General features: G+C 45.9%; 15 protein-coding genes and 1 tRNA gene. 5 read left to right on the forward strand and 11 right to left on the reverse strand.

What is annotated here, in order from left to right; all coding sequences use genetic code 11:
- Positions 1 to 4: 4 nt before the first annotated feature.
- The 4 genes from hypD to D7D25_RS12940 all read right to left on the reverse strand — a co-directional run bounded on the left by hypD (position 5) and on the right by D7D25_RS12940 (position 6,365).
- Positions 5 to 2,368, reverse strand: a complete 2,364-nt coding sequence (gene hypD / locus D7D25_RS12925; RefSeq protein ID WP_122969402.1) for a trans-4-hydroxy-L-proline dehydratase — start codon at positions 2,366 to 2,368, stop codon at positions 5 to 7.
- Between the two features lie 367 nt (positions 2,369 to 2,735).
- Entirely contained in the window at positions 2,736 to 3,746 is a 1,011-nt protein-coding gene (locus D7D25_RS12930; protein WP_255417302.1) for a S41 family peptidase, read from the reverse strand.
- Between the two features lie 74 nt (positions 3,747 to 3,820).
- Positions 3,821 to 4,276, reverse strand: coding sequence for a ribose 5-phosphate isomerase B (gene rpiB / locus D7D25_RS12935; RefSeq protein WP_122969372.1), 456 nt, complete (start codon positions 4,274 to 4,276; stop codon positions 3,821 to 3,823).
- 64 nt (positions 4,277 to 4,340) lie between these two features.
- On the reverse strand, positions 4,341 to 6,365 hold the full coding sequence (locus D7D25_RS12940) for a transketolase (protein WP_122969373.1): 2,025 nt from the start codon (positions 6,363 to 6,365) through the stop codon (positions 4,341 to 4,343).
- Between the two features lie 202 nt (positions 6,366 to 6,567).
- On the opposite strand from D7D25_RS12940, the gene D7D25_RS12945 reads away from it, so the two are divergent.
- On the forward strand, positions 6,568 to 7,335 hold the full coding sequence (locus tag D7D25_RS12945; protein WP_185140261.1) for an RNA methyltransferase: 768 nt from the start codon (positions 6,568 to 6,570) through the stop codon (positions 7,333 to 7,335).
- Between the two features lie 266 nt (positions 7,336 to 7,601).
- Here D7D25_RS12945 and D7D25_RS12950 read toward each other — a convergent pair.
- A tRNA-His gene (locus tag D7D25_RS12950) sits at positions 7,602 to 7,677 on the reverse strand.
- Positions 7,678 to 7,893: 216 nt separating this feature from the next.
- Between D7D25_RS12950 and D7D25_RS12955 the strand changes: the two genes are divergently transcribed.
- Together D7D25_RS12955 and D7D25_RS12960 are read left to right on the forward strand one after the other, a co-directional pair.
- Positions 7,894 to 8,487: a bifunctional nuclease family protein gene (locus tag D7D25_RS12955; RefSeq protein ID WP_122969375.1), complete on the forward strand. Its 594-nt coding sequence runs from the start codon at positions 7,894 to 7,896 to the stop codon at positions 8,485 to 8,487.
- A gap of 10 nt (positions 8,488 to 8,497) precedes the next feature.
- A complete protein-coding gene (locus tag D7D25_RS12960) occupies positions 8,498 to 9,205 on the forward strand; it encodes a 16S rRNA (uracil(1498)-N(3))-methyltransferase (protein WP_122969376.1) in 708 nt (235 codons plus the stop codon).
- Positions 9,206 to 9,242: 37 nt separating this feature from the next.
- On the opposite strand, the gene D7D25_RS12965 is transcribed toward D7D25_RS12960, so the two are convergent.
- On the reverse strand, positions 9,243 to 11,882 hold the full coding sequence (locus D7D25_RS12965) for an MG2 domain-containing protein (RefSeq protein ID WP_122969377.1): 2,640 nt from the start codon (positions 11,880 to 11,882) through the stop codon (positions 9,243 to 9,245).
- A gap of 276 nt (positions 11,883 to 12,158) precedes the next feature.
- Between D7D25_RS12965 and D7D25_RS12970 the strand changes: the two genes are divergently transcribed.
- Together D7D25_RS12970 and nth are read left to right on the forward strand one after the other, a co-directional pair.
- A complete protein-coding gene (locus D7D25_RS12970; RefSeq protein WP_122969378.1) occupies positions 12,159 to 13,721 on the forward strand; it encodes a M81 family metallopeptidase in 1,563 nt (520 codons plus the stop codon).
- 132 nt (positions 13,722 to 13,853) lie between these two features.
- Positions 13,854 to 14,513, forward strand: a complete 660-nt coding sequence (gene nth, locus D7D25_RS12975) for an endonuclease III (protein ID WP_122969379.1) — start codon at positions 13,854 to 13,856, stop codon at positions 14,511 to 14,513.
- A 31-nt stretch (positions 14,514 to 14,544) separates the two neighbouring features.
- On the opposite strand, the gene D7D25_RS12980 is transcribed toward nth, so the two are convergent.
- The 5 genes from D7D25_RS12980 to D7D25_RS13005 form a co-directional block, all read right to left on the reverse strand.
- Positions 14,545 to 14,763: a DUF5652 family protein gene (locus tag D7D25_RS12980; RefSeq protein ID WP_122969380.1), complete on the reverse strand. Its 219-nt coding sequence runs from the start codon at positions 14,761 to 14,763 to the stop codon at positions 14,545 to 14,547.
- Positions 14,764 to 14,781: 18 nt separating this feature from the next.
- Positions 14,782 to 15,933: an aldose epimerase family protein gene (locus tag D7D25_RS12985; RefSeq protein WP_122969381.1), complete on the reverse strand. Its 1,152-nt coding sequence runs from the start codon at positions 15,931 to 15,933 to the stop codon at positions 14,782 to 14,784.
- 203 nt (positions 15,934 to 16,136) lie between these two features.
- Entirely contained in the window at positions 16,137 to 17,144 is a 1,008-nt protein-coding gene (locus D7D25_RS12990) for a family 43 glycosylhydrolase (RefSeq protein WP_122969382.1), read from the reverse strand.
- 165 nt (positions 17,145 to 17,309) lie between these two features.
- A complete protein-coding gene (locus D7D25_RS13000; protein ID WP_122969383.1) occupies positions 17,310 to 19,121 on the reverse strand; it encodes a glycoside hydrolase family 2 protein in 1,812 nt (603 codons plus the stop codon).
- 397 nt (positions 19,122 to 19,518) lie between these two features.
- Positions 19,519 to 23,526 (reverse strand): hybrid sensor histidine kinase/response regulator transcription factor, encoded by a 4,008-nt coding sequence (locus D7D25_RS13005; protein WP_158602618.1) that lies wholly within the window; start codon positions 23,524 to 23,526, stop codon positions 19,519 to 19,521.
- Positions 23,527 to 23,641: the final 115 nt, after the last annotated feature.

Consider the following 23,641-nt stretch of genomic DNA (forward strand, 5'->3'; position numbering starts at 1 on the left):
GTTTTTAAAACGATTCGTTTTCGGTACGTTCGATGATCTCCTGCTTCAGGTTTTCGTGCATGTCATTGAAATAATCACTGTATCCCGCCATCCTCACCAACAGGTCCTTGTACTCTTCGGGATTGTCGCGGGCAGCAATCAACGTGGCCGTATCCACAATATTGAATTGCACATGGTGCCCTCCTTGGGCAAAATAACTCCGGATAAGATTCCCGAGTTTTACCACATCTTCGTCACGTCGAAGCAGACTGGGGAGGAATCGTAAATTCAACAGTGTTCCACCCGATTTCACCTGATCCAGTTTACTCAAAGACCGGATCACCGCGGAAGGACCATGCGTATCGCATCCGTGCGAGGGGGACGTACCATCTGAAATGGCTTTTCCGGCCAAACGTCCGTTGGGCATAGCTCCCATCACGTTCCCGAAATAGTTGTGGCAGGTGGTGGACAACATGTTCAGATGGTATTTACCGCCTGGCTTTCCATTCGGACGGTTATCAATCAGGTCGAACATATCATCATATACCTTCACCGCGATCTCATCAGCGTAATCGTCGTCGTTTCCGAAGAAAGGGGTATGGTTGATGATCCGCTGGCGCAACACCTCTTCTCCTTCAAAATTGACGGAAATCGCATACAGCAACTGATCCATTCCGATATCTTTCATCTCGAAGACATGTTTCTTGAGAGAAGAGAGGGAATCGGTTACTGTTCCCAGGCCGGTACATTGGATATAGGTGGTATTGTAACGCGGGCCGCCGTTGTAATAATCCCGCCCCTTTTTAATGCAATCGTCCATCACTACGGACAGGAACGTCGCCGGATAATAGCGGGCATACATCCGGTCAATATAGTGATTAATCCTTATCTTCAGGTCGATGATATATTTCAACTGGGCATGGAATGCGTCATACAACTCATCATACGAGGTAAAACCGCGCGGATCACCGGTTTCAATGCCCACCTTCTTGCCTGTCACCGGATCCACACCATTAAAGAGTGTGATTTCCAGTATCTTTGGGACATTCAGATAGCCGGTCAGCAGATAAGCCTCTTTCCCGAATGCGCCCACCTCGATACATCCGCTGCACCCTCCCTCCCGCGCGTCGCACAGTGATTTTCCGGAACGCAGCATCTCCTGGATGTAGACGTCGGGGTTGAACACCGACGGGTAACCATGCCCCTGACGGATTACTTTGATCGCCGCGTGCAGGAAACGGTTAGGGGTTACTGAGGCGATATGCACCGAATTGCCCGGTTGAAGGATATGCAACTCCTCGATCACCTCAAGCATCAGGTAGGAAACATCATTCACACCATCCGAGCCGTCAGGCTTCACACCTCCTATATTGATATTGGTGAAATCGTTATAGGTGCCGCTTTCATTGGCGGTAATTCCCACTTTCGGCGGAGCCGGCTGGTTGTTCACCTTGATCCAGAAACAGCAGAGCAGTTCCTTTGCCTCCTCGCGCGTCAACGTGCCGTTTTCAAGGTCGTTTTGATAGAACGGCGCCAGATGCTGGTCGAAATGTCCGGGATTGAACGCGTCCCATCCGTTCAGTTCGGTAATCACCCCCAGATGAATAAACCAATACATCTGGATCGCTTCCCAAAAGTTGCGCGGTGCATGGGCCGGCACCCTCCGGCATACCTCGGCGATACGGTTCAATTCTTCCACCCTTGCCGGGTTCTTTTCATGGCGGGCCATCTCTTCGGCTTTCCCGGCATGACGCTCGGCCAGCCGGATGATGGCATCGCAGGATATGGCCATGGCATGTAACTGGTCTTCTTTGTCGAGTGCTTCCGGATCATTGCAATAATCGAGTTTTGCCATTTCTTCCTCTATCTCCCTTTTGAAATCGAGCATCCCTTTCCGGTAGATCTTACCATCCATACAGGTATGTCCCGGTGCCCGCTGCTCCATGAACTCGGTGAACATGCCGGCTTCGTAAGCCGCTTTCCACTCGTGGGGGACATGCTCAAAAATACGGTCTCGCTGTGAACGGCCTTTCCAATAAGGGATCACCTCATGCCGGTAAATATCGATATCCTCCTCACTGATCACATAACGTTGCTGTTCACGTGTATTCAACACATGCAGATCTCCCACAGAATGGCAGGTCAGTTCGGGAAATGTGTATACTGCCTTGGGTTTCTCTCCGCGTTCACCGACGATCAGCTCATTCGTTCCGATGTAAATGCTCTTTTTTTCGCAGATCTCTAAAAAATTCAACGCGCGCATCACAGGAATAGCATATTTCCCGTCGTTCTCTTTATAGAATGCGGTTTCTATCAGTGCACGCTCGATAGAAAGGGACGCCGGGGTTGAGATACTCTCTTCCCTAAGAATACGTATCCGGTCGTTCATACCCGGCTTCAGAGAACTATTTTTATAGAAATTACCTTCTTGATTTGATTTTCGTTGAGGAATACGATTTTTTGTTTTAAGCTCTTCAAACATATTCGTAAGTTTTAAGATGGATGGATAAAAAGGAAACACCCGGACAGGTTCCGAGTAAACAAAAAGAACGAATATAAAGAGAGCATATCAACACATCCAACAGCAGAACAAGCGCTTGCCGTTGTTATGGTATAGGGATATTATGTGTTGACTACCTGTATTATTTGTTTTATGGTCTCTTGGCAAATCCATCATTACACAGTACTATATTATCGCACGAAACGCATGATCTTCCTATCGGTGAAGCCACATCAGGAACCGCTATTACGCGGGGTCACTGATTTTTCAACCATGTCCGTGCCCTCTCGATTATCGTATCCCGTTTTTTTTCCCTGTCTTCTCCCAGCATATCCACATAGATATGGGGTTCTACGCCAAATTCAATATGCTCTTTCTCCGCGTTGAACATGGGGGAGGCTGAGAAACGGATCGACCAGCCGTTGGGTAGTTCGGAGGTGAATGGCAATCCACTGCCTCCACCTGTCTTGTCGCCCATGACCGTTACATTCGGGGCGTATTTCATTATGCTGACAAATTCATTGGTGGCACTGTAACATCCCCTGTTGGTGAGAACGACTACCGGCTTCTGATAACGCACCCTGTCGGAACTCTCCACATATTTCGGATACAGGGAGGAGAAATCGTTATGACCGGGTCCGACTTTATGGGAGATATAACCGATAAGCCGGCGCTCGTTGAAAAAGCGGCTTGCAATCCTTTCCACATTGGTAAGGCTCCCTCCTCCGTTGTTTCTTATATCAATGATCAGTCCCTGGCAAATAGCCATCCTGTTCAACACCTGATCAAGGTTTCCATGTCCCACATCATTGGAAAAACTTCCGTAATAGAGATAACCGATGTTGTCTTCCAGTATCTTATACCTCATTCCGGAGGCAATACTGTAATCTTTCCCCAGATAATATTCCTGGATCGATGAGTCAAAATTAGCAGGATACTCCTCCTGCCATTCCCAATAACGGGTTACATCATGGGCAGCGGATAAATTCACATGTCCGTCCTTTAATTCTGCGAGCATCTGTCCCATGAGCTTAAAGAGGGCGTCATTGTCCATCTCGGAAGTAACGCGCGCGCTGTACTTCTTGTAGACTTCACCCCAATCGATATCCTTATATTCAAAAAAACAGTAATTCCTGTCCAGAATAGTCCATAACGCGTCGAAATTACCTTTCGGATGGTTATCGAATTGCATACCCATATCATTACAACCCAGCCAAAAGACAAGTTGCAATAATAAAAGTGCAACGTACATTCTCCTCTTCTTCATGCGCATATTGAATTAGGGGAAGAGAGTTCCAATGATAGAATTGAGCCGACTATATGAGCCGGACAGCATAACGTCTATCCGCAAGGGATCTTACTCACTCTCCTTCCGTGGCGTCCTCCTTCAAAAGGTGTATTCAGGAACATCACCAGTATTTCATAGATTTCCTCCTCACTCAGCAATCTGCCCGGCAGTGCCAGCACATTTGCATCATTATGTGCCCTTGCCAGGGAAGCCACTTCGGGATTCCAGCACAAAGCGGCGCGGACTCCCTGGTGTTTATTCAGCGCCATGCTGATTCCTATTCCTGTCCCGCAAATAGCCACTCCCGGGTAACATTCGCCCTCCTCGATAGCCTTTGCCAAAGGATGCGCGAAATCGGGATAGTCACTGCTTTCTTCAGAGTAGGCGCCAAAATCCCTGTAAGGGATTCCTTTTTCTTCAAACACCTTGATGATGAATTGCTTTACTTTATAGCCCGCATGATCGGACGCCAATCCTATAGGCTTTTCTGAATTATCGAATAAAGACATGCTGATCAGTTTAAGTGGGAACGGTCATCCGCCATAAACGCCGACAACCGTCCGAGTCTTCTTATTATAACAGTTTTTTCACCTGTTCGTAAACATTCTTTCCGGTATATCCCAGTTTCTCGTCGAGGACCTTATAAGGGGCGGAAAATCCAAAAGAGGTCATTCCCCATACTGCTCCGTCAGCACCGACCAACCCTTCCAAGGTCACGGGAAGTCCCGCGGTAAGGCCAAACTTTTTCTTTCCTTTGGGCAACACGGAATCCTGGTATTCGGCGGATTGAGCTCTGAATAATCCCTCTGAAGGAACGGAAACTATGCGTACTTTCACTCCATCGGCGCGTAACAGGTCCGCTCCTTCCACCAAAGTAGCCACTTCCGATCCTGACGCAAGCAATATCACCTCGTAATTCGTATCGTCCTGTACAATATAGGCTCCCTTTGCCGCATTCAGCGCCTCATTGAAACGCGACTCAACGGCCGGAAGGTCTTTGATATCCTGACGGGAGAGGATCAGCCCTGTTGGCGTTCCACTGTTTTCCATTGCCATTTTCCAGGCCACGGTCGTCTCATGGGCGTCGGCCGGACGAAGCACCAGCATGGAATTTCTACCGTGATGATTCTGCAATTTCTCCAGCAGGCGTATCTGCGCCTCTTGTTCTACCGGTTGATGGGTAGGCCCGTCTTCCCCCACACGGAACGCGTCGTGCGTCCAGATAAAAATAACCGGTGTTTCCATTAACGCTGCTACCCGGATGGATGGTTTCATATAATCGGAGAAAGCGAAAAATGTTCCGCAAGCGGGAATAACACCTCCGTGAAGGCTCATTCCGATGCACAGGCAGGACATGGTAAATTCAGAAACTCCAACCTGCAGGAAAGCGCCAGAAAAATCATCCTTTGCCAAAGCTTTGGTATATTTCAAAAAACCGTCTGTTTTATCGGAATTGGAAAGGTCGGCCGATGCCACCACCATATTTTCCACCTGTTTAGCCAATTCGCCCAACACCGCGGCCGAAGCTGCGCGGGTGGCGCAATTGGGTTTTTGCTGAATGGTTGACCAATCGATTCGCGGCAGTTCCCGGGCAAACCACTTACGTTTTTTCTCCGCCAGTCCGGGATTGGCTTTGGCCCATTCCTCCTGTTTCGCCCTTTTTGCCGATACGATCTCTTTCAGTTGCTCTTTCCGTCCGGCATACAGTTTTTCCGCCTCCGGGAAGATCACAAAAGGATTTTCGGGATCACCGCCTAAATTTTTGATTGTTTGGCCGAAATCAGCGCCCGCGGCACTTAATGGTTGTCCATGTGTGGATACCTGGCATTCGAACGAAGTACAGTCTGCCGCCAAGGCGCCGCGTCCCATCACGGTATCCCCTATGATCAGTGTCGGTTTCTCTTTTTCGGCTTTCGCCTCTGTCAATGCGCTGCGGATCTCCTCCACATCATTACCATCGATAGATATCACTTTCCAGTTCCATGCTTCATACTTTTTGGCCACATCTTCACTGGTGACCACGTCCGTGGTAGTGGAGAGCTGTATATTGTTGGAATCATAAAACATGATCAGGTTACCCAATCCCAAGTGGCCGGCAATACGCCCCACTCCCTGCGAAATTTCTTCCTGGATGCCTCCGTCGGAGATATAGGTGTAAATGGTATGATCTATGGGATCATCCAATCTCGCCTTCAAAAATCTGGCGGCAATAGCCGCACCGGCGGCGTACGCATGGCCTTGTCCCAACGGGCCGGATGTATTCTCCACACCCCGCATCACATCGATCTCGGGATGCCCCGGTGTGGGGCTACCCCACTGACGAAACTCTTTTAATTCATCCAGTGAAAATTTGCCGCTGAGACAAAGCACGGAGTACAGCATCGGCGACATATGTCCCGGATCGAGGAAAAACCGGTCTCTCGATTCCCATGCCGGATCTTCGGGATCATATTCCAAAAACTCAGAAAAAAGGACATTGATAAAATCGGCTCCCCCCATTGGTCCGCCGGGATGGCCTGATTTAGCCCGCTCTACCATCGATGCCGAAAGAATTCGAATATTATCGGCCGCTTTGTTCATTAAGGTGTTATCGTTCATAAAATATCGGTAAAATATAAAGTCTTAATTTACAATTCACATGTAATTTAATATCGAAAGGGTTATTATTCACAAAGGTAATTCTTTTTTTAATTTTCAAACTTAAATAATTGATATGTTTGAGACTTTTTTTGGCAGGATCTCACCGATTTTCATGTTAGATTGCCCATCTTACCAAGGAATATTGCTATTTTTGCGGGTGATGAGTTTAAGTAAAAGCAAAATAAAATATATCCGGTCGTTGAATGAAAAGAAATTCCGCAACGAACACAATACTTTCGTGGCCGAAGGGACAAAACTGGTTTTCGACCTGTTAACCACCTGCCGCTGTCAACTTATCGCGGCACTACCCTCCATCTTGTCGTCTCATCCCGAATTAAAGGCGGAGGAGGTTGTCACGGCGGATGAAAACGAATTAAAAAAGGCTACTTTTTTGAAAACAGCACCGCCAATCATGGCCGTCTTTTATCGTCCATCGCGACAGATTGAAAAAACTGATTTCGACAACCGGCTATCCCTTGTGCTGGATGGCATTCAGGATCCGGGCAATATGGGAGCCATTGTCCGTATTGCCGACTGGTTCGGGATTGAGCATATCATCAGCTCTTACGATACGGTGGATATCTTTAATCCCAAAACCGTACAAGCTACCATGGGAGCCATTGCCCGGGTAAACGTATTTCACACCGATCTTGTTGAGTTCCTTCGGCAACAATCGCATCTTCCCATTTACGGCACTTTCCTGGAAGGAGATGATATTTATTCTACCGCGCTTTCCGATAACGGTTTCATTGTGATGGGAAGTGAAGGCAGGGGTATTGGCAGTGAAACGAAGAAGTTGATCAACAAAAAACTTTTTATCCCGAATTTCCCGGAAGCAAGAGCTACTTCCGAATCATTGAACGTGGCGGCAGCCACGGCTATCACTTGCGCGGAGTTTCGGCGCAGGGCACGTTACAATTTACTGTAAAGTAAGCCGGCAGGTATATCCAAGATTTTGGCACGGTTATCCTTCCTTATTTCTCTGTTTTTACTGATTTCTTGTACTGGATCAAAGAAGGAGCATGCCGTTCAAACAACAAAGATCGAGGCCATGAATGTGGAACCGCCCCATACGAAAGCGGCTCCAACGGATACCTTGTCGGATGTGCGAAAGAACAAAAAAAATCACGTATGTAAAATACGTGATCACCTAAAACAAATCTAAAAAGGATAAAAACTCACTTCTGTGAGAGTGGGTGGAAAACGGGGCTCGAACCCGCGACCTTCGGAACCACAATCCGACGCTCTAACCAGCTGAGCTACATCCACCGTGTTTCAAATCGAGTGCAAAGGTACATATTTTTTATAAATTCCCATACAAATCAGCAAAAATTTCCTCTGATATATTCTTCTTGCACGAAAAAAATATTATATTTACAGAATATTAAATATTCGATGTGCCTGGGACAAGCTCCCACAAGTTTGGCTTGTCTGTCGGCATTCACTATATTTGAAGTTGTTTTAATCAAAAAAAAACGAATAGACTGTGTCAAAAAAAGTCAAACTGTCCGTATTGGGAATATCTTTCAGTCAGGTGCAGGCCGGAGCTTACGCGCTTATTTTTGCGGAGGAGAACGGTATACGCCGGCTACCGATTGTCATTGGTACACCTGAAGCACAATCCATTGCCATTGTAATGGAAGGAATTATCCCACCCCGACCTCTTTCGCACGACCTTATTTGTGCTATCTGGAATGAACTGGGAGTTGAATTGTTGGAAGTGCTGATCCATAAGTTTGAAGACGGTGCATTTTTCTCGGAATTACTCCTGTTGCAGAACGGCAAAGAGTACCGCATCGACTCCCGCACCTCCGACGCGGTGGCATTGGCGATCCGCACCCACTCCCCGATTTTCACCACGGAGGAGATCATGCAGAAAATGGCGATCGTATTTGACGAACAGACACCCGCTGGTTCACCGGAATTGAAAAGCAGCGAGCCCGTCCAGGAGGACGAGGAATTGTCGGATCTTCGGTTAGATGCCCTCAAAAATCGTCTTAATGATGCAGTGAAGGAAGAAAATTACGAGCTGGCGACCCGCTTACGTGATGAAATTAACCGAAGGGAGAATAAATCCTGAATGTAGGCTTATGGCTGATACACTCTTCTACTCTCCCGCCATCGGGCAAAACTCCCTGCTTCCCGAAAAGGAATCGCAACACTGTGTCAAAGTGCTCCGTATGCGGGAAGGGGACAAGTTGACCGTCACCGACGGGAAGGGTTTCTTTTACGAATGCATACTCGTCCAGGCCCATCCAAAGCAATGCATGGTGAGTATCCAAAACAGCATCGCGAAACGTAAAGGGTGGGATTATGATCTCCGGGTGGCTTTTGCCCCCGCCAAACAGACGGATCGAAACGAATGGTTTGTTGAAAAAGCCGTGGAAGTAGGGATTGACACCGTTATACCGATCCTTTGTCACTATTCCGAACGGAAAGAGATCAAAACAGAACGTTTGGAAAAAATTGCCGTTTCGGCAATGAAACAATCACAACAGGCCTTCCTTCCTGAGATTGAAAAGTTAAAAGGATTCAAGGATATCATATCCCGGCCGTTTAACGGTAAAAAATGTATCGCCCATTGTCATGATCTTCCCAAAGTCCCCCTGGCACAACACTACAAAAAGGGTGAAAACCTCCTTATCCTTATCGGGCCCGAAGGAGATTTCAGCCAGGAGGAGGTAGAAGAAGCAATTGCCGCCGGTTTTGAGCCTGTCACCCTAAGCGAATCGCGCCTTCGGACTGAAACGGCTTGCCTTGTGGCAGTACAGACTATACATGTGATAAACTCCCTATGATAACCTATCCCCTGACAAATCACCTTGCCACAGCAGCTTAATAGCTGCTTTCTACCGTGACTTCTTTTTCCCACCGGATTATTTTGCCGGCACTTGTAACGCCTTCGCCAATGAGCTGATAAGTGGTCGGCGTATCGGCAGAATAAAATTCCACCACCGCTTCCCCCTCCTTAGAGAACTGCACATTCGGTTTCCAAAAGATGGTCGTCCGCAGATCGGGTGTCGATGACTCTCGCTGCTCTTGTGTCTCATAGGCCGGCATATAAAATTCCGCGGGAAGCTGGTAGCCGAGGGGTCTTATCCTGTCGATATTCAACGATTTCACGTTTTTCTGAACAAAACCATGTTTTGTGGTTATTACAACAGCACCCTCGGTATTAGGAGCATAAGTAAACAAACCCAAATTATTTTTAAGAACAAACAAGTTATCGATATCACTTATATCAATCGATTCAATCTGGAAATCTTCGTATTTTACACCATCAATAATAAATAACACGGGCTTACCAGATTGAGTAGTAGTCACTTTATCGGAGCCACTGACAACCAGACTGGGGTTAGAGACCAGCAACGACCGGAAGCTGCTATAATTCCGTTTTTCCATATCTTCCGCGGTAACCAGTCCCGACGCATAGAGAGAAGAATAGTACATCGATTCTTTGTATTTTTCTAATTTTGGAGCAGAGACAGTAACCTCTTCCAGCATAATTGTACGTATACCGTATTTCAAACTATACTCTTCATTGGCCTTCTTCATATAAGCATCCAAATCAACAGTCGGCTGCTCCGCCCCCAGGCTGCCCAGGGGGATAGTAGAGAAAGTGTGATCAGGAAAAGTTTCCTGGTCTAAATGAATAGTATTACCTCTTCCTCCCTTCTTACTCAAGGATTGCACCGTAATTTCGGTGTTTTCAGGATATTCCACTTTAAACATAAAGCGCCCTTTCTCATCCGCCGTCGTTGTTTCCCCGCTATACAGCGAGTCCAGGGTGGCATACAGGCTAATCTCTCCTTCCTTCAAACTGCCAAACAAAGCTTCAGATCTTCCACTTACTTCCTGAAATTCCTCAGGACGAAACTGACCGGGAACAGCTATATTCCCCTTAAGTACTTCTGGAATATCGTATCGTCTCCATCCCTGGGTCAGCATTAACGCATCGAGCGCATATTTGTCCGCAACAGCATAGCCATTAAAATAACTGGCCGGTGATTCTATAAAACCTTTCAGTTCCGAAGAGAGTAAAAGGGTAGAAAGTAAATTGTTGGTCGTGTCCTGCCTGACAACGTTTTTATCGGTCACCGCCACTGCCATATTGTCGGAGAAGGCAATTGTGTCGGAATCTGCCAGTCGCAGCCTGAGACGGATGAGTTGTCTCCGCTTGTATGCCGGGGATGATAATTCTGTATCCAAAACGGCAAAATCATTTCGATTCAAATTAAATATCATCCGTTCGCTGAGAATTTCATTCTTATCACTCAACAGGAGAATACTTATGATTCCGGTTGGGAAATTATTAGTAGCAAAGGAATAGGCTCTTGAGGGGTTTTCCCAGAGCTGATGGAAATAGACCACGCCTTTGCTGTGTATGAGGATATATACAGGATCCTCCGGCGCCGCATTTCCTTTCAGCATCGAGACTACGATTCTATTTTCGCCGTTAAGCCTGGCAGAAACCGTTCTTGAGCGAAAGTCGGGAATAGGGAGATCGATCCGTTTTGTGTCACTTCTTTTCGTCTTGCAGACAGCGTAATACTTTTCATTTGCCTGGGGAATAAAATTAAAAAAACCCATGCCGAATTTCAAGGTTCTGAATTGTACGATCTCCTCGTCTTTCGAATTGAACAGGGTACCGGTCACCTCTTCACTCAATCCCGAAGGATTAATGGCTTTAAAACCCACCTGGCATGTCTGACCGGGAATGAGATAACCTCCCTCGGGGTGGAAAGTGATGTCAAAATCGTTTGTATCATACGGTATCGGATAATATTTGTTATATTTTCTTCCGTTATGCACCACACCTAAGAGCAAGTTGCGGTTATTCCTTTTTCCCTTGAACATGAAATCCCATTTAAAATTGCTGTTTCCATCCGGAGAGATTCTCCTTTCAGCTTCATCTAAGAGTTGAAAAGTCACAATATCGGGGGTTATGGTATCTTTGCCAGCAGTGTCCACGAATTTGAAATTCACATTTACCCTGTTTCCGTTTACCACAAAATGGGGGACAGGCTCAATCTGCAAGGAATAAGGATCCAACACCTGAATTGTCTTCTTAAAGAAAGCCTCATTCCCCTGATTTCTCATGTACCGGGTGTATGCCCTTATGGTATAATTGCCTTCGGGGAGCTCTTCATTCAGATCGAGATAACCCGAATAAACACCGATACTGTCGGGTCTGATTTTGATCCGCTGTATCACCTGGTCAAAAGGACTGAACAATTCAACATACACATACCTGCTTAAAAAAGCGGGCATATTGGTGGTGGCTTCCACCAGATGACTTCGGAGCCAGACACGTTCGCCCGATAAATAAGCAGATTTATCCGTTTGGACGTGTATTTTCTCATGGGAAAACCTGGCCAGTTGTTCCATAAACCGGGTGGCCACCTCATCGGGCTCCTGGGCGAAAATAATCCCGGCAATACCCAGAAGGAAAAGGATGGAGATTAACTTTTTCATGACACAAGAAATTTATCACCAATCACTAAGGCAAATATAAGGCATTTTTCCGACAAACGTAAAGATTTCGTCGGATTTTACATCCCTTGAGAAAGTTTGCCTCTTTCTGACCTTGTCAGACTTCTTTCCTTACCCGTACAGGAAAAAATGATATTTTTTTTTGTATTTTTGTCTTAGTATTATGCTTGGGTAAATGTTTCTCTGATTCAACATTTTGATAATCAAAATTTTACTCAAAATATCCAACTTTTATTAATTTTTTCAGGTATTACCGCAATGAAAAAGAATTTTTTTATCCTCACTCTTGGCCTGTTATTTCTTGCCACAGGTTGCCATGTTGACAGTGCGAAAAAAGAGTTGCCGAGAATTGCCATCGCAGGCATTGCCATCGAATCCAGCACATTTTCACCGGCGGTGACCCATGAAGAGGCTTTCAGAGCGCGCACAGGGGAAGATATCTTCTCTTACTATCCCTTTATGTCCCCCGACTCGGGAATAATTAACCGTGCCGAATGGCTTCCCACCCTCCGGGGACATGCCATGCCTGGAGGTATTGTCACCCGAGAGGCATATGAATCGTTGGTGACAAAGACTTTGGACATGTTGAAAGAGATATTGCCTTTGGACGCAATTTTCTTCGATATTCACGGCGCAATGAGCGTGCAGGGGTTAGATGATCCGGAAGGTGATTTTCTGGTTCGCATTCGTGACGTGGTAGGCACTGATGTATTGATCTCCACATCGATGGATCCGCACGGAAGTGTCTCACCCCGCCTGGCACAGAATACCGACCTGATAACCAGCTACCGGCTCTCTCCCCACGAAGATGCTATCGAAACGAAAAAAAGGGCCGTCACCAACCTGCTCGACAGGCTGGAAGGCGGAAAGGGAAAACCGGCTTATAAAGCGTGGATCCCTGTTCCCATTCTGCTGCCGGGTGAAAAAACAAGTACCCGCATCGAACCGGGGAAGACTCTTACCGGCCAGATTCCCGGGCTGCTTGAAGGGGATAAGGTGATCGATGCCTCCGTCTGGTTATCTTACCCTTGGGCTGACGCGCCGCGGAACCATGGAGTGGTAATGGCATATGGAGACGATAAGGAAGCAGTAGCCAGGGTGGCAGAAAAGCTGGCCCATCATTTCTGGGACGTAAGGAAAGAATTTGATTTTGTAGCTCCCACTACTTATCTGGACGATGCGTTGGCACGAGCATTGGCAAGCGATAAAAAACCATTTGTCATTAGTGATATGGGAGATAATCCCACTGCCGGTGGCGCGGGAGATGTCACCTGGACATTGCATGAGCTTTTCAAACGCCCCGAGTTCCGGTCGTCCGGGAACAAGACTTTGATCTATGCGTCCATTCCCGGCCCGGAATTGGTCAGACAAGCCATTGAAGCGGGGGTTGGCGGACAGGTCGATGGCCTGGCAGGTGCCGAAGTGGATAATCGTTATGCGCCGCCGGTTCGCCTGAAGGGAGAGGTCACGGCCATTGATGAAGATGAGGACAATGCCAAAGCTGTGGTGAAAAGCGGCAACATCCACACCATTGTGACGGAAAAAAGGACGGCCTATCACTACGAGAAAAACTTCACCGACCTGGGATTAAATCCGAGAGACGCGGATATTTTAGTGGTGAAGATAGGATACCTTGTGCCGGAATTGTACGATATGCGCGGTGATTGGGTGATGGCGCTTACACCCGGCGGTGTGGATCAGGATCTGTTGAGGTTACCTTATGAGAGAGTTCAACGCCCCATCTATCCGCTTGACCCGGATATGGAAGATCCCGATCTCAGTGCGCGGTTTATTCCTCTTTCAGACGAAACGAGCAGATAACCGTTCTCACAAAAGAAGATAATTAGGAGCGAGTTCCATTTGATACATTTGAAAATCAATAATGCTAATCAAATGAAATAAAAAGATAAAGTGAGTTGGAAAAATGATAGTGCGGAATTAATCAGCTGAATAATGACCAAAAAGGAGCGTTACAGAAAAGTACTCGACTGGTTTATGGAAAATGCGGAATCAGCCGAGACGGAATTGCATTACCAAAACGATTATCAATTGTTGGTGGCGGTAATACTCTCCGCGCAGTGTACCGACAGGCGGGTGAATATGGTCACGCCTGCTTTGTTCGAAGCGTTTCCCACACCTGAGGTGATGGCTGTTTCAACCCCCGAAGCAGTTTTCGAACACATCAAATCCTGCTCCTATCCCAATAACAAAGCAAAAAATCTGGTCGGGATGGCAAGAAAGCTGCTCTCCGACTTCGGGGGTGAAGTGCCCAACGATATCGACTCGTTGCTTACCATCCCGGGCGTTGGCCGTAAAACAGCCAACGTGATGTTGGCTGTCGCATTTAATAAACCTGCCATGCCCGTGGACACGCATGTTTTCCGGGTGGCAAACCGCATCGGATTGACCGACAATTCCAAAACACCGCTTGAAACAGAACGGCAACTGGTGAAACATATTCCGGCAGAATTGCTCTCAAAAGCACATCATTGGCTTATCCTGCATGGGCGATACATCTGCCTGGCGCGAAGACCGAAATGTGAGATCTGCGGTCTCAGTCCATGGTGCAAGTATTACAAGAAAAAAGAGGAGGGTTATCCGGTGTTACGATAATCCCTCCTCCATAAGCCCTTCATTTTTCAGTCTATTCTGCTTCAGGTATTTCTTTTTTCCTATGCAGCACCAGGTACACGATCGGCAGAATTCCAACGGTATTGAATATCGCAATAAGGATAAACCACACCAGATGGTTGTTTCGTGCCGATTTCCACATAGCGATCACTTTCATCACCGCATCGAATAGTGCAAGCACCACAATTACAATGATGCCCCAAATCGGGAGATTGGCTAAGCTGTCGGGCATAATTAAAAACTTTTTAAATTATTGAACTGAAAATTTGTAAATACACCGGCTGGTATATTTCTCCCCAGGCTTAAGGTAGGGCGATGGCCAGTCCGGCTTGTTAGGAGAGTCCGGATATTTTTGTGTTTCCAGACAAATAGCATTGCGTTTATTATATACGGCACCATACTTGCCGGTTACCGTTCCATCAAGGAAGTTTCCTGTATACACCTGCACTCCCGGTTCAATTGTGTATACTTCCAGCTGAATGCCCGTAACAGGTGAATAAACCGTAGCCGCCACCTGCGAAATGTCGCCTTTGGTATTCAGCACCCAATTGTGGTCGTAACCGTCACCATTTTTCAACTGATCAAAATCATACCAGTCGATACGCCCACCTATGGCAGTAGGTGTCCTGAAATCCATCGGCGTACCCTCCACTTTTTCGATTTTCCCTGTCGTCATGAACGTGTCATCCACCGGAGTGTACTCATCCGCATTGATCATCAACAGGTCATTGAGTACAGTGTTATTGGCGTCACCCGACAGATTGAAATAAGAGTGATTGGTCAGATTAACCACCGTCTCCTTGTCCGTTTCAGCTTCATATTGCAGATCGATGGCATTATCATTTGTCAACGTCATCGTCACCTTCACATTCAGGTTACCGGGAAATCCGGCTTCTCCGTCTTCCGACAGGTAAGTGAATACCACTGACTGGTCGTTAGGCTGGACAGCATCGAAAACTTTAGAATCAAATCCTTCCGGCCCCCCATGCAGGGTATGTCCGAAATTGTTCTGGGGCAATTCATATTCCACACCGTCCACCGTAATCTTTCCGTGTGCGATCCGATTGCCGTAACGGCCGATAGTTGCACCGAAATTATTGTTGACATTGATATAGTCCCGTATGTTATCAAACCCAAGCACTACATCCTGTAATTTACCATCCCTGTCGGGAACCATCACCGAGACAATTCTTCCACCGTAGTTGGTTACGGTAACCTCCACACCGTTGGCATTCTTCAGCACATACAGGTCGACCGAGTCGCCGTTTACGACAGTCTGAAAGTCGCCCTTCTTCAATCCCGACAGTGTTGTTTCCTCCGCGGGAGCCTCTTTTTGTCTGTTGGCACATCCGGCTATGGCCATGATTGCCAGCAGCAGGATGAATCGATTGATTTTTATCATTTTTCCTTTATATTTAATAAATTCTCTCGCAAATTTACATGATTTTATTTATGTACCGATGATTTACTTCGATAAAAATTTTTCAGCGCTGCCGGGAGATAGCGGTTCCCGGCATCGAGAATTGAAATCGGGGATCGAAGGCGACTCAGATAGCGCAACCTTAGTGATCACGGTTATCATGCTCGTTTCATACAAAACTTATCTTATTTGAATAGGGGTTTTTCGGCTTCAAAAGAGGGGCTTCCCCCTTCAATATAAGGCCAGTGGTTATCCCAACGCACCTGATCCATTACCAGCACCCGCCCTTTGGGATTATCCACGGATACAGCGTGATAGAAGATCCAGTCCTGACCTTTTGAATCCTGCACAATCTCCGAGTTATGCCCTGTTCCCACAAATTTCTGATTTTTTTGGATAATTATTTCATGATGGTTATCCATCATCGGCCTGCCCTGCTTGTCAAGATAAGGGCCGAAAAGATTATCGGAGCGACCTGCCACAGTGGTATAGGTGCTGTTGAGTCCTTCACAGCAGGATCCGGTAGAGGCAAACATATAATAGTAACCGTTCCGTTTGTGTATATACACTCCTTCGTACGCTGTCCCGGCCACCTGTTGTTTCTCTGCTCCCGGCTTCAGGGAAAGGCCATCGTCCGAAAGTTCAATGGCATAAATGCCGCGGAAACTTCCCCAAAAGAGATATTTCTTCCCTTCCTCATCGATATAAAAAGGATCGATAGAGTTTTGCACATTGATCTCGTTGCTGCGGAAAAGCTTGCCGTGATCGGTATAAGGTCCTTCGGGCTTATCCGCTGTCGCAACACCGATGCCGCATGTCCATTCGCCACCCCAGACCGACATGGAATAGTACAGCACATACTTTCCGTCGATGAAATTGATATCGGGTGCCCACAATCCGCCATTGGGTTCAAACGTGGGGCGGGTCGCATTGGTAAATGCGGTGCCTGTCATTTCCCAGTTGACCAGATCTTCAGAACGGTGAATAGGTATGTTCCTGATATCTTCTGTTGCAAAGAGATAGAAATAACCGTCATCCGCCCGTAGAATGGTGGGATCAGGAAGACTGTAATTAACTACGGGATTTTTATAAAGGTTCTCTTTACCATTAACAGGTTTATTATCTACCGGTTCAACACTTTTACATGAAGTAAATGCGGTGATTATAAAAAGAAATGTAATTAAGCGAATCATTTTTTATTTTTTAACGATTTTCCCTTTGATCAACAATGGTATAGCCACCCTCATCCGCGATGCAGACGAGGGTATTCTTTTCCCATTCAATGAAATAATCCTCACTTCCCTGATTTTCCTCACTTTGACAAGTAATGAAAGTCAAAAACAGGAACAGAAATAGAATTATTTGCTTAATATGTTGCATATCTCCTGATTCACTTTTCTCACTCTATCCTCATCCACTTTCAGCAGTTTCCTGTCATAAGTCAATAACCCGTTTACTTCGACTTCGACATCGGTAGTCTGGGTATACACAGCGGCGGAGAATCCCTGACGGATCAGTTGTTTCAGTTGTTCGGCATATTTGACATACTCATCGGTCACTTCTTTGGCACTGTTGAACTGTATATAACCCCAGTTGCGATCGGGTTCCCAGAGATGTTCCTTGTTAGCCCATCCGATCCCGCCATATTCACCAAGCACGGTAGCCCGTTGGGCATCGTAGAGATAGAGCTGGGGAGCAGGATATTGGTGCAGGTCGAGTATATCCCCTACCGGATAGTGGTTACCACCGCTGGCCGGATTCACCAGGCGGGAGGGATCGTATTGCTTGGTCCATTCGGTAATCTCCCGGGTTTTGAATTGCCCCCACGCTTCATTAAAGGGCACCCACACACCTATCGACGGATAAGAATAGAGATAGTCCATAATCTCTTTCCATTCTTTACGGAAATTAGCTTCCGACTCGGCGGAGCGCACCCTTTCCACACCGTCGAAATACTTTCGCATCTGCCATTCGGGCCCCCTGTCACCATTGGGCATATCCTGCCATACAATTATTCCGTGACGGTCGCAGTGTGTGTACCACCGTGCCGGTTCCACTTTCACATGCTTACGGATCATGTTGAAGCCGAGTTCCTTGGTTTTCAACACATCGTACTCCAAAGCCTCATCGGAAGGCGCGGTATAAAGTCCGTCGGGCCACCATCCCTGGTCGAGGGGGCCGAAATGGAAAAGATCTTTGTCATTGAGTTGCAAACGCACAATTCCCTTATCGTCGCGCTTCATGGAATATTTACGCATAGCGGCATAACTTGCCACTTTATCGAGTTGCTTATTACCATCCCAAAGAGTAATCTCCAAGTCGTAGAGATGCGGACTGTCAGGCGACCAGAGTTTTACATTTTCCGGCATCGCGATCTCCACTGGCAGGTTATTGATGGCCTGTCCCGTCGCGACCACACGGGAGCCTTCCTTTACTTTCACCTCTATTTTGGCGGCAGAAGCGCGCCCATTAGTGATAGCCCGCACCGCTAACATATTTTTATCGACATCAGGCGTGATCCTGATATTTTCGATATGGGTTTCAGGCACCGGCTCCAGCCATACGGTCTGCCAGATCCCGGTCACGGGCGTATACCAGATACCTTCCGGTTTATTCACTTGTTTTCCGCGGGGTTGGTACCCCTCGTCAGTGGAATCCCACACTTTTACCACGAGTGTGTTATTGCCATTGACCAGTGCGGGAGTAATATCGAAAGAGAAAGGGGTATATCCACCGGTATGTTGTCCTACTTTCACACCGTTCACCCATACATCCGCTTTCCAGTCCACCGCCCCAAAATGGAGGAGTATCTTATGGTTTCTCCATTTGGACGGTACGGTAAACTCACGCTGATACCATAGTTCATTGTCGCTGCCCACCCTTTTTTGTACTCCCGAGAGGCTTGATTCTACGGCAAACGGCACCAGGATCTGGCCGTCGAAATGAGTCGGTTTTTGTTTTCCAACCGGAAGGATGGCATAATTCCACAACCCGTTAAGATTCTGCCATTCACCGCGCTCCATAATAGGTCTTGGATACTCCGGTAACACATTATCCACATCGATTTGTGTTGCCCACCGGGTTTTAATCTTGTCTCCAGCCGGTTGCCACTGGGCTGAGAGAGTAAAAGTTGCTACAAGTAAAACAAATAAAACTAGTTTCGATTTCATAAGACAATATTCATTATTCACATTAAAGTCATAGGGAACTCGCGTTGAATCATTATCCTTAGTGTAATAATCTTCCCGCTCATTTCATGTGGATATTATTTTAGAAACTGTTTTGAATTTTACGAGTAATTATTTCACGCTTGTTTTTTCACTCTTTCATATTGTTTTTGCCCTTTTTCGCGCCTTTGAACTTTCATTTCTTTTAAGTGGCCCGCCACATTTCAATCAATGAAAATCCAAATCCATCAAAAAATGGCTACAAAACAATGGATGAAAAAATTCAAAACAACTTCTAAATAAAATTATAATTTTGAGTTTACGAAAATAGATGTTTATAAATAAACAAAAAAGTACAAATTAGTCAAAAAGTAAAAATATAATCTCATTCTGACTTCTTTTATTCAAAATCTTTGGGTAAAACCCCGAATTGCTGTTGAAAACACTTGGTGAAGTAAGAAGGTGAATTAAATCCAACCATATAACTGATCTCATTTACTTTGTAAACTTTTTCCTTGAGCAACTGTGCCGCTTTTTTCAGACGCTCCACCCTGATATATTCGTTAGGGGTCAGATCCAGCACACCTTTTATTTTCCGGTAAAAACTGGCACGGCTCATATTGAACTGTCCCGATATATCTTCCACAATAAATTCGGAATTGTCGATATTTTCCTGTACGATGGCATGTAGTTTTTTAACAAATTCTTCATCCGATTTGGTACGTACTATGCTGTTGGCGCCGATAAACGGATTTTTCAGAAATGTTTCGCGTAGTTTTTCCCGGTTCTGCAGCAGATTGGCGATCTGCGCCATCAGCACTTCCAAAGAAAAGGGTTTATCGATATAGGCATCGGCGCCTGTCTCAAATCCCTGTACTTTGGATTCTACATTTACTTTTGCCGTGAGCAGTATCACCGGTATATGGCTGAATTCAACATCGAGTTTCACCCTCTTGGTCAGTTCCAGACCATCCATTTCTGGCATCATAATATCGCTCACAATAAGACTCACATTTTCCTCACGGAGTATTTCCAGGGCCTGTATCCCGTTTTCCGCCGTCTTTATATGATAATGTGACGAGAGAAACTTTTCTTCAAACCGCAACAATTCCACATCATCGTCGACCAAAAGTATGGTATAAGCCGCTACCGTTTTTTCAACATGTGTATCCGGCTCCCTTTTTCCCAATTCTCTCGCTGGTTCAGATACAGCTTTATCGGTCTCACCAACCGGCAGTGTGAGGTGAAAAAGAATCCATTCATCGTCATTTTCCAAAACCAGATTTCCTTTATGCAGTTCAGCCAAAGATTTGGAAAGGGCCAACCCGATACCTGTGCCCGCAGTTTTACCATCTTTCTCCTTATCGAGATGCACAAAAGGTTTGAAGATCTCCTCCCTGTATTCATCCGGAATTTTCTCTCCGTCGTTTTCCGTAAGCAGATGAAACATGCCGTTCTGTTCATCGGTTGAAATATACGCCTTCATCCGCACACAGCTATCGCAATACTTAATGGCATTGTTCACCAAATTACTGACTATCTTCAGGAAAGCTTCTTTGTCAAGCAGCATAAAGATATCATTATCAGGCAGATCAAGTTCAAAGGTCAAATTACGTTGCCTCGCCAGAGGGGTGAACCGCAGAAATGTCTCCCTGATCAGTCCCGAAGCATTCTGCCTGCGGAGGTTCAGAGAATAAGCATCCGATTCGGTCTTGCGGAAATCCAACAACTGATTGGCCAGATTGAGCAGTCTATCGGTATTCTTACTCATAATTTGAAGGTTCTCCTTTATGTTATCGGAGACCTCTCCAGTCATGATCACATGATCGAGTGGCGCTTTAATTAATGACAAAGGTGTGCGTATCTCATGTGCCACGTTGGTGAAAAAATCGATCTTCGACCGGTATAATTCCCGTTCTTTCTCATTCTCAAATATCCTCATTTTACGTCGTTGGACACGTTGTTCACGCATCTTTAAAACACGGAATAAGAGTATCATTGAAAATGCAACCAGCAAGAAATAAATTAAATAAGCCCATCCGCTTAACCAGAATGGCGGACGTATCTGAATGGCAAGCGTCTTTATATTCGCCGCATTTTCATTTTCTTCATCTCCATTCAATTTGACTATAAGCCTGTATTTCCCCGGCATCAGATTTGAATATATGATATCTTGTTTATCCTTTACACGAATCCACTCTTTATCAAACCCTTCCAGTTTATATAAGATATTATTGGCATTCAAGTTGGAATAGTTGAGCACGGCATATTCCAATCTGAAAGAATTCTTATTGTAGGGCAAGATCAATTCATTGGCATAGAGAATACTTCCCTTCAATAATGATCTTTCGTCGGCGGGACTTACCCGCTCATTTTTCACAAATAACTCCGTAAAGACAATGGGTACGTCAAGTTTTGTTTCACTAAAAGCGGAAGGATTAAAACGGACAAAACCATCGGTGGAACCGAAATAGATCGTCCCATCGGATGCCTTGTAACTCGATTTATAATTGAACTGATTGGTTTTTAACCCATTATCCACCGTGTAATTTCTGAAAGTTCCCGATAAAGGATTATAACAGACAAGCCCTGAATTAGTGGAGAGCCATAAATTGGCATCATCATCCTCCACTATTTGATACACCACGTCGTTGGGCAATCCCTTGGCACTGTTGAATGTAATAAATTCTTCAGTCTGTTTATCGAAGCGATAAAATCCTCCGCCTTCCGTGGTAACCCACAACCGTTTCCGGCTATCCTCAAAAACGCTTGTCAACTTATTGTATAACCTGTTTCTTGCACCGGAAGGATCATACAGGAAAACATCCCACTCACGGGTAGAAGGGTCATACCGGTAGAGTCCCTTGGTAAAGGTAGACACCCATATCTTCCCATCCGTGTCTTCAAAAATATCCTGAATATAAATTCCCTGAAATTCCTCAATACGGGTAAAGTTGTCTTCGTTATAATTATAAATATTCAACCCGGAGAGGTTGCCTATCCACAATGTATTCTGACGGTCTTTATGGATGGCAAAAGTACTGTTATGGCTGATGGAGTTGGGGGCTTCAGAATGGAGGTAAGTAACCAACTCTCCTGTTGTCAGGTTATAACGGTTCAATCCTTTCGAAAAGGTGCCAATCCATAAATAATCTCCATCAGCATACAGGGCATGAATATTCGTATAGAGCGATTGCAAGGGGGGCGGTAACGGCAAAAACTCCTTCCTCGCCGGATCGAACAAATTCAAGCCGTTATCTTCCGTGCCTATCCACATTTTCCCGTCGGGAGCGCTGCAGAACTCACGCACACGGCGGCCTTGCATACGGTTATCCTGTGCCACAGGATAGAATAATTCGAATTGATTGTAATGATTGGAATAATAATCGACCCCTCCAAAAAACGAGCCGATCCAGATTCCTCCCTCCCGGTCTTTATAAATGGAATAAATCGCGTTGTCGGATAAGGAGTATGGGATATACCTGTTGTGACGGAGATTGTCGACTTCTCCGGTTTCAGTATTATAGATATACAATCCCGACTCACTACCGATCCAGATCGTCTGCGGATCAATCCTTGCCAGACACCGGGCAAATATCGGCTCGCCATATGCGTCTTCATCCAATAAAACACGATGGGTCATATTGACCGTATTCACACTTATGACACCTTTCGCGGAAGAAGCGATCAGCAGCTGGTTATACTCATCTGCCACCACTTTCCATATCTCCCCTGTATTATACACCAGATCTTCGTCGTCTCTCAGGCGATGCTCGGAAACCTCTCCCGTCTTTTTATTGATCCGGATAAAAGGCAGATTATACGGAAACGCCCAGATGTGTCCGTCCCGGCCGAGACAAAGACTTATCATTCTCATTCCTCCCGGGCTCTGGGGTATAGGATAATAGGAAAGCGTGTCAGCCTTGGAATTATAACAAAAAACACCCTTTTCCTCCACCGAAATCCACATGTCACCGTCGTTATCCAACAAAATATCGCTGACAACTCCATCCATTGACACATGGTCGGCCGGAGTCTTTTCGAAACGGTTGAACTCCTCACTACGGGGGTTATAAATATAGATCCCGTCATCAGTCCCTACCCAGAGGTTATCATTTGTATCCTGAAGAATACGGTGGAACACATTGTCACGCAGGTTTCCACCGGGAGAGAATTTAAAGATTTTGAATGAAGTGCCGTCGAACCGGTTCAAACCGTCTTTTGTACCGAACCACATAAATCCCTGGTTATCCTGAAAAATGGTAAAGACGGTGTTCTGAGACAACCCGTTATTGATATTGTAATGCTTGAAGGAGTAGCCTGGTAAACAGAATAACTCTCCGCAGTTCATCATAAAAATAATGAACAACAAAGTGATGGGGTAAAAATTCTGTTTCCCTTTTTTCATAATGATTATTCTATTTTTCCCTTCAGGGGTATTGAACTCCCAAATAATCATACTCTTCTGTGTAATGTTTTACAGGCTCGTTTCATTGCACTAAGGGCACAAAACACCTTCCATA

The sequence above is a fragment of the Proteiniphilum sp. X52 genome (genome assembly GCF_003712195.1).
In the GTDB taxonomy this organism is placed as follows: domain Bacteria; phylum Bacteroidota; class Bacteroidia; order Bacteroidales; family Dysgonomonadaceae; genus Proteiniphilum.

Coding starts and splice junctions, on each gene's coding strand:
- D7D25_RS12980 (WP_122969380.1), bottom strand. CDS start 14,763: ATGCCCGACAGCTTAGCCAATCTCCCGATTTGGGGCATCATTGTAATT.
- hypD (WP_122969402.1), bottom strand. CDS start 2,368: ATGAACGACCGGATACGTATTCTTAGGGAAGAGAGTATCTCAACCCCG.
- D7D25_RS13005 (WP_158602618.1), bottom strand. CDS start 23,526: ATGAAAAAAGGGAAACAGAATTTTTACCCCATCACTTTGTTGTTCATT.
- D7D25_RS12970 (WP_122969378.1), top strand. CDS start 12,159: ATGAAAAAGAATTTTTTTATCCTCACTCTTGGCCTGTTATTTCTTGCC.
- D7D25_RS12945 (WP_185140261.1), top strand. CDS start 6,568: ATGAGTTTAAGTAAAAGCAAAATAAAATATATCCGGTCGTTGAATGAA.
- D7D25_RS12940 (WP_122969373.1), bottom strand. CDS start 6,365: ATGAACGATAACACCTTAATGAACAAAGCGGCCGATAATATTCGAATT.
- D7D25_RS12930 (WP_255417302.1), bottom strand. CDS start 3,746: ATGAAGAAGAGGAGAATGTACGTTGCACTTTTATTATTGCAACTTGTC.
- rpiB (WP_122969372.1), bottom strand. CDS start 4,276: ATGTCTTTATTCGATAATTCAGAAAAGCCTATAGGATTGGCGTCCGAT.
- nth (WP_122969379.1), top strand. CDS start 13,854: ATGACCAAAAAGGAGCGTTACAGAAAAGTACTCGACTGGTTTATGGAA.
- D7D25_RS12990 (WP_122969382.1), bottom strand. CDS start 17,144: ATGATTCGCTTAATTACATTTCTTTTTATAATCACCGCATTTACTTCA.
- D7D25_RS12960 (WP_122969376.1), top strand. CDS start 8,498: ATGGCTGATACACTCTTCTACTCTCCCGCCATCGGGCAAAACTCCCTG.
- D7D25_RS12965 (WP_122969377.1), bottom strand. CDS start 11,882: ATGAAAAAGTTAATCTCCATCCTTTTCCTTCTGGGTATTGCCGGGATT.
- D7D25_RS13000 (WP_122969383.1), bottom strand. CDS start 19,121: ATGAAATCGAAACTAGTTTTATTTGTTTTACTTGTAGCAACTTTTACT.
- D7D25_RS12985 (WP_122969381.1), bottom strand. CDS start 15,933: ATGATAAAAATCAATCGATTCATCCTGCTGCTGGCAATCATGGCCATA.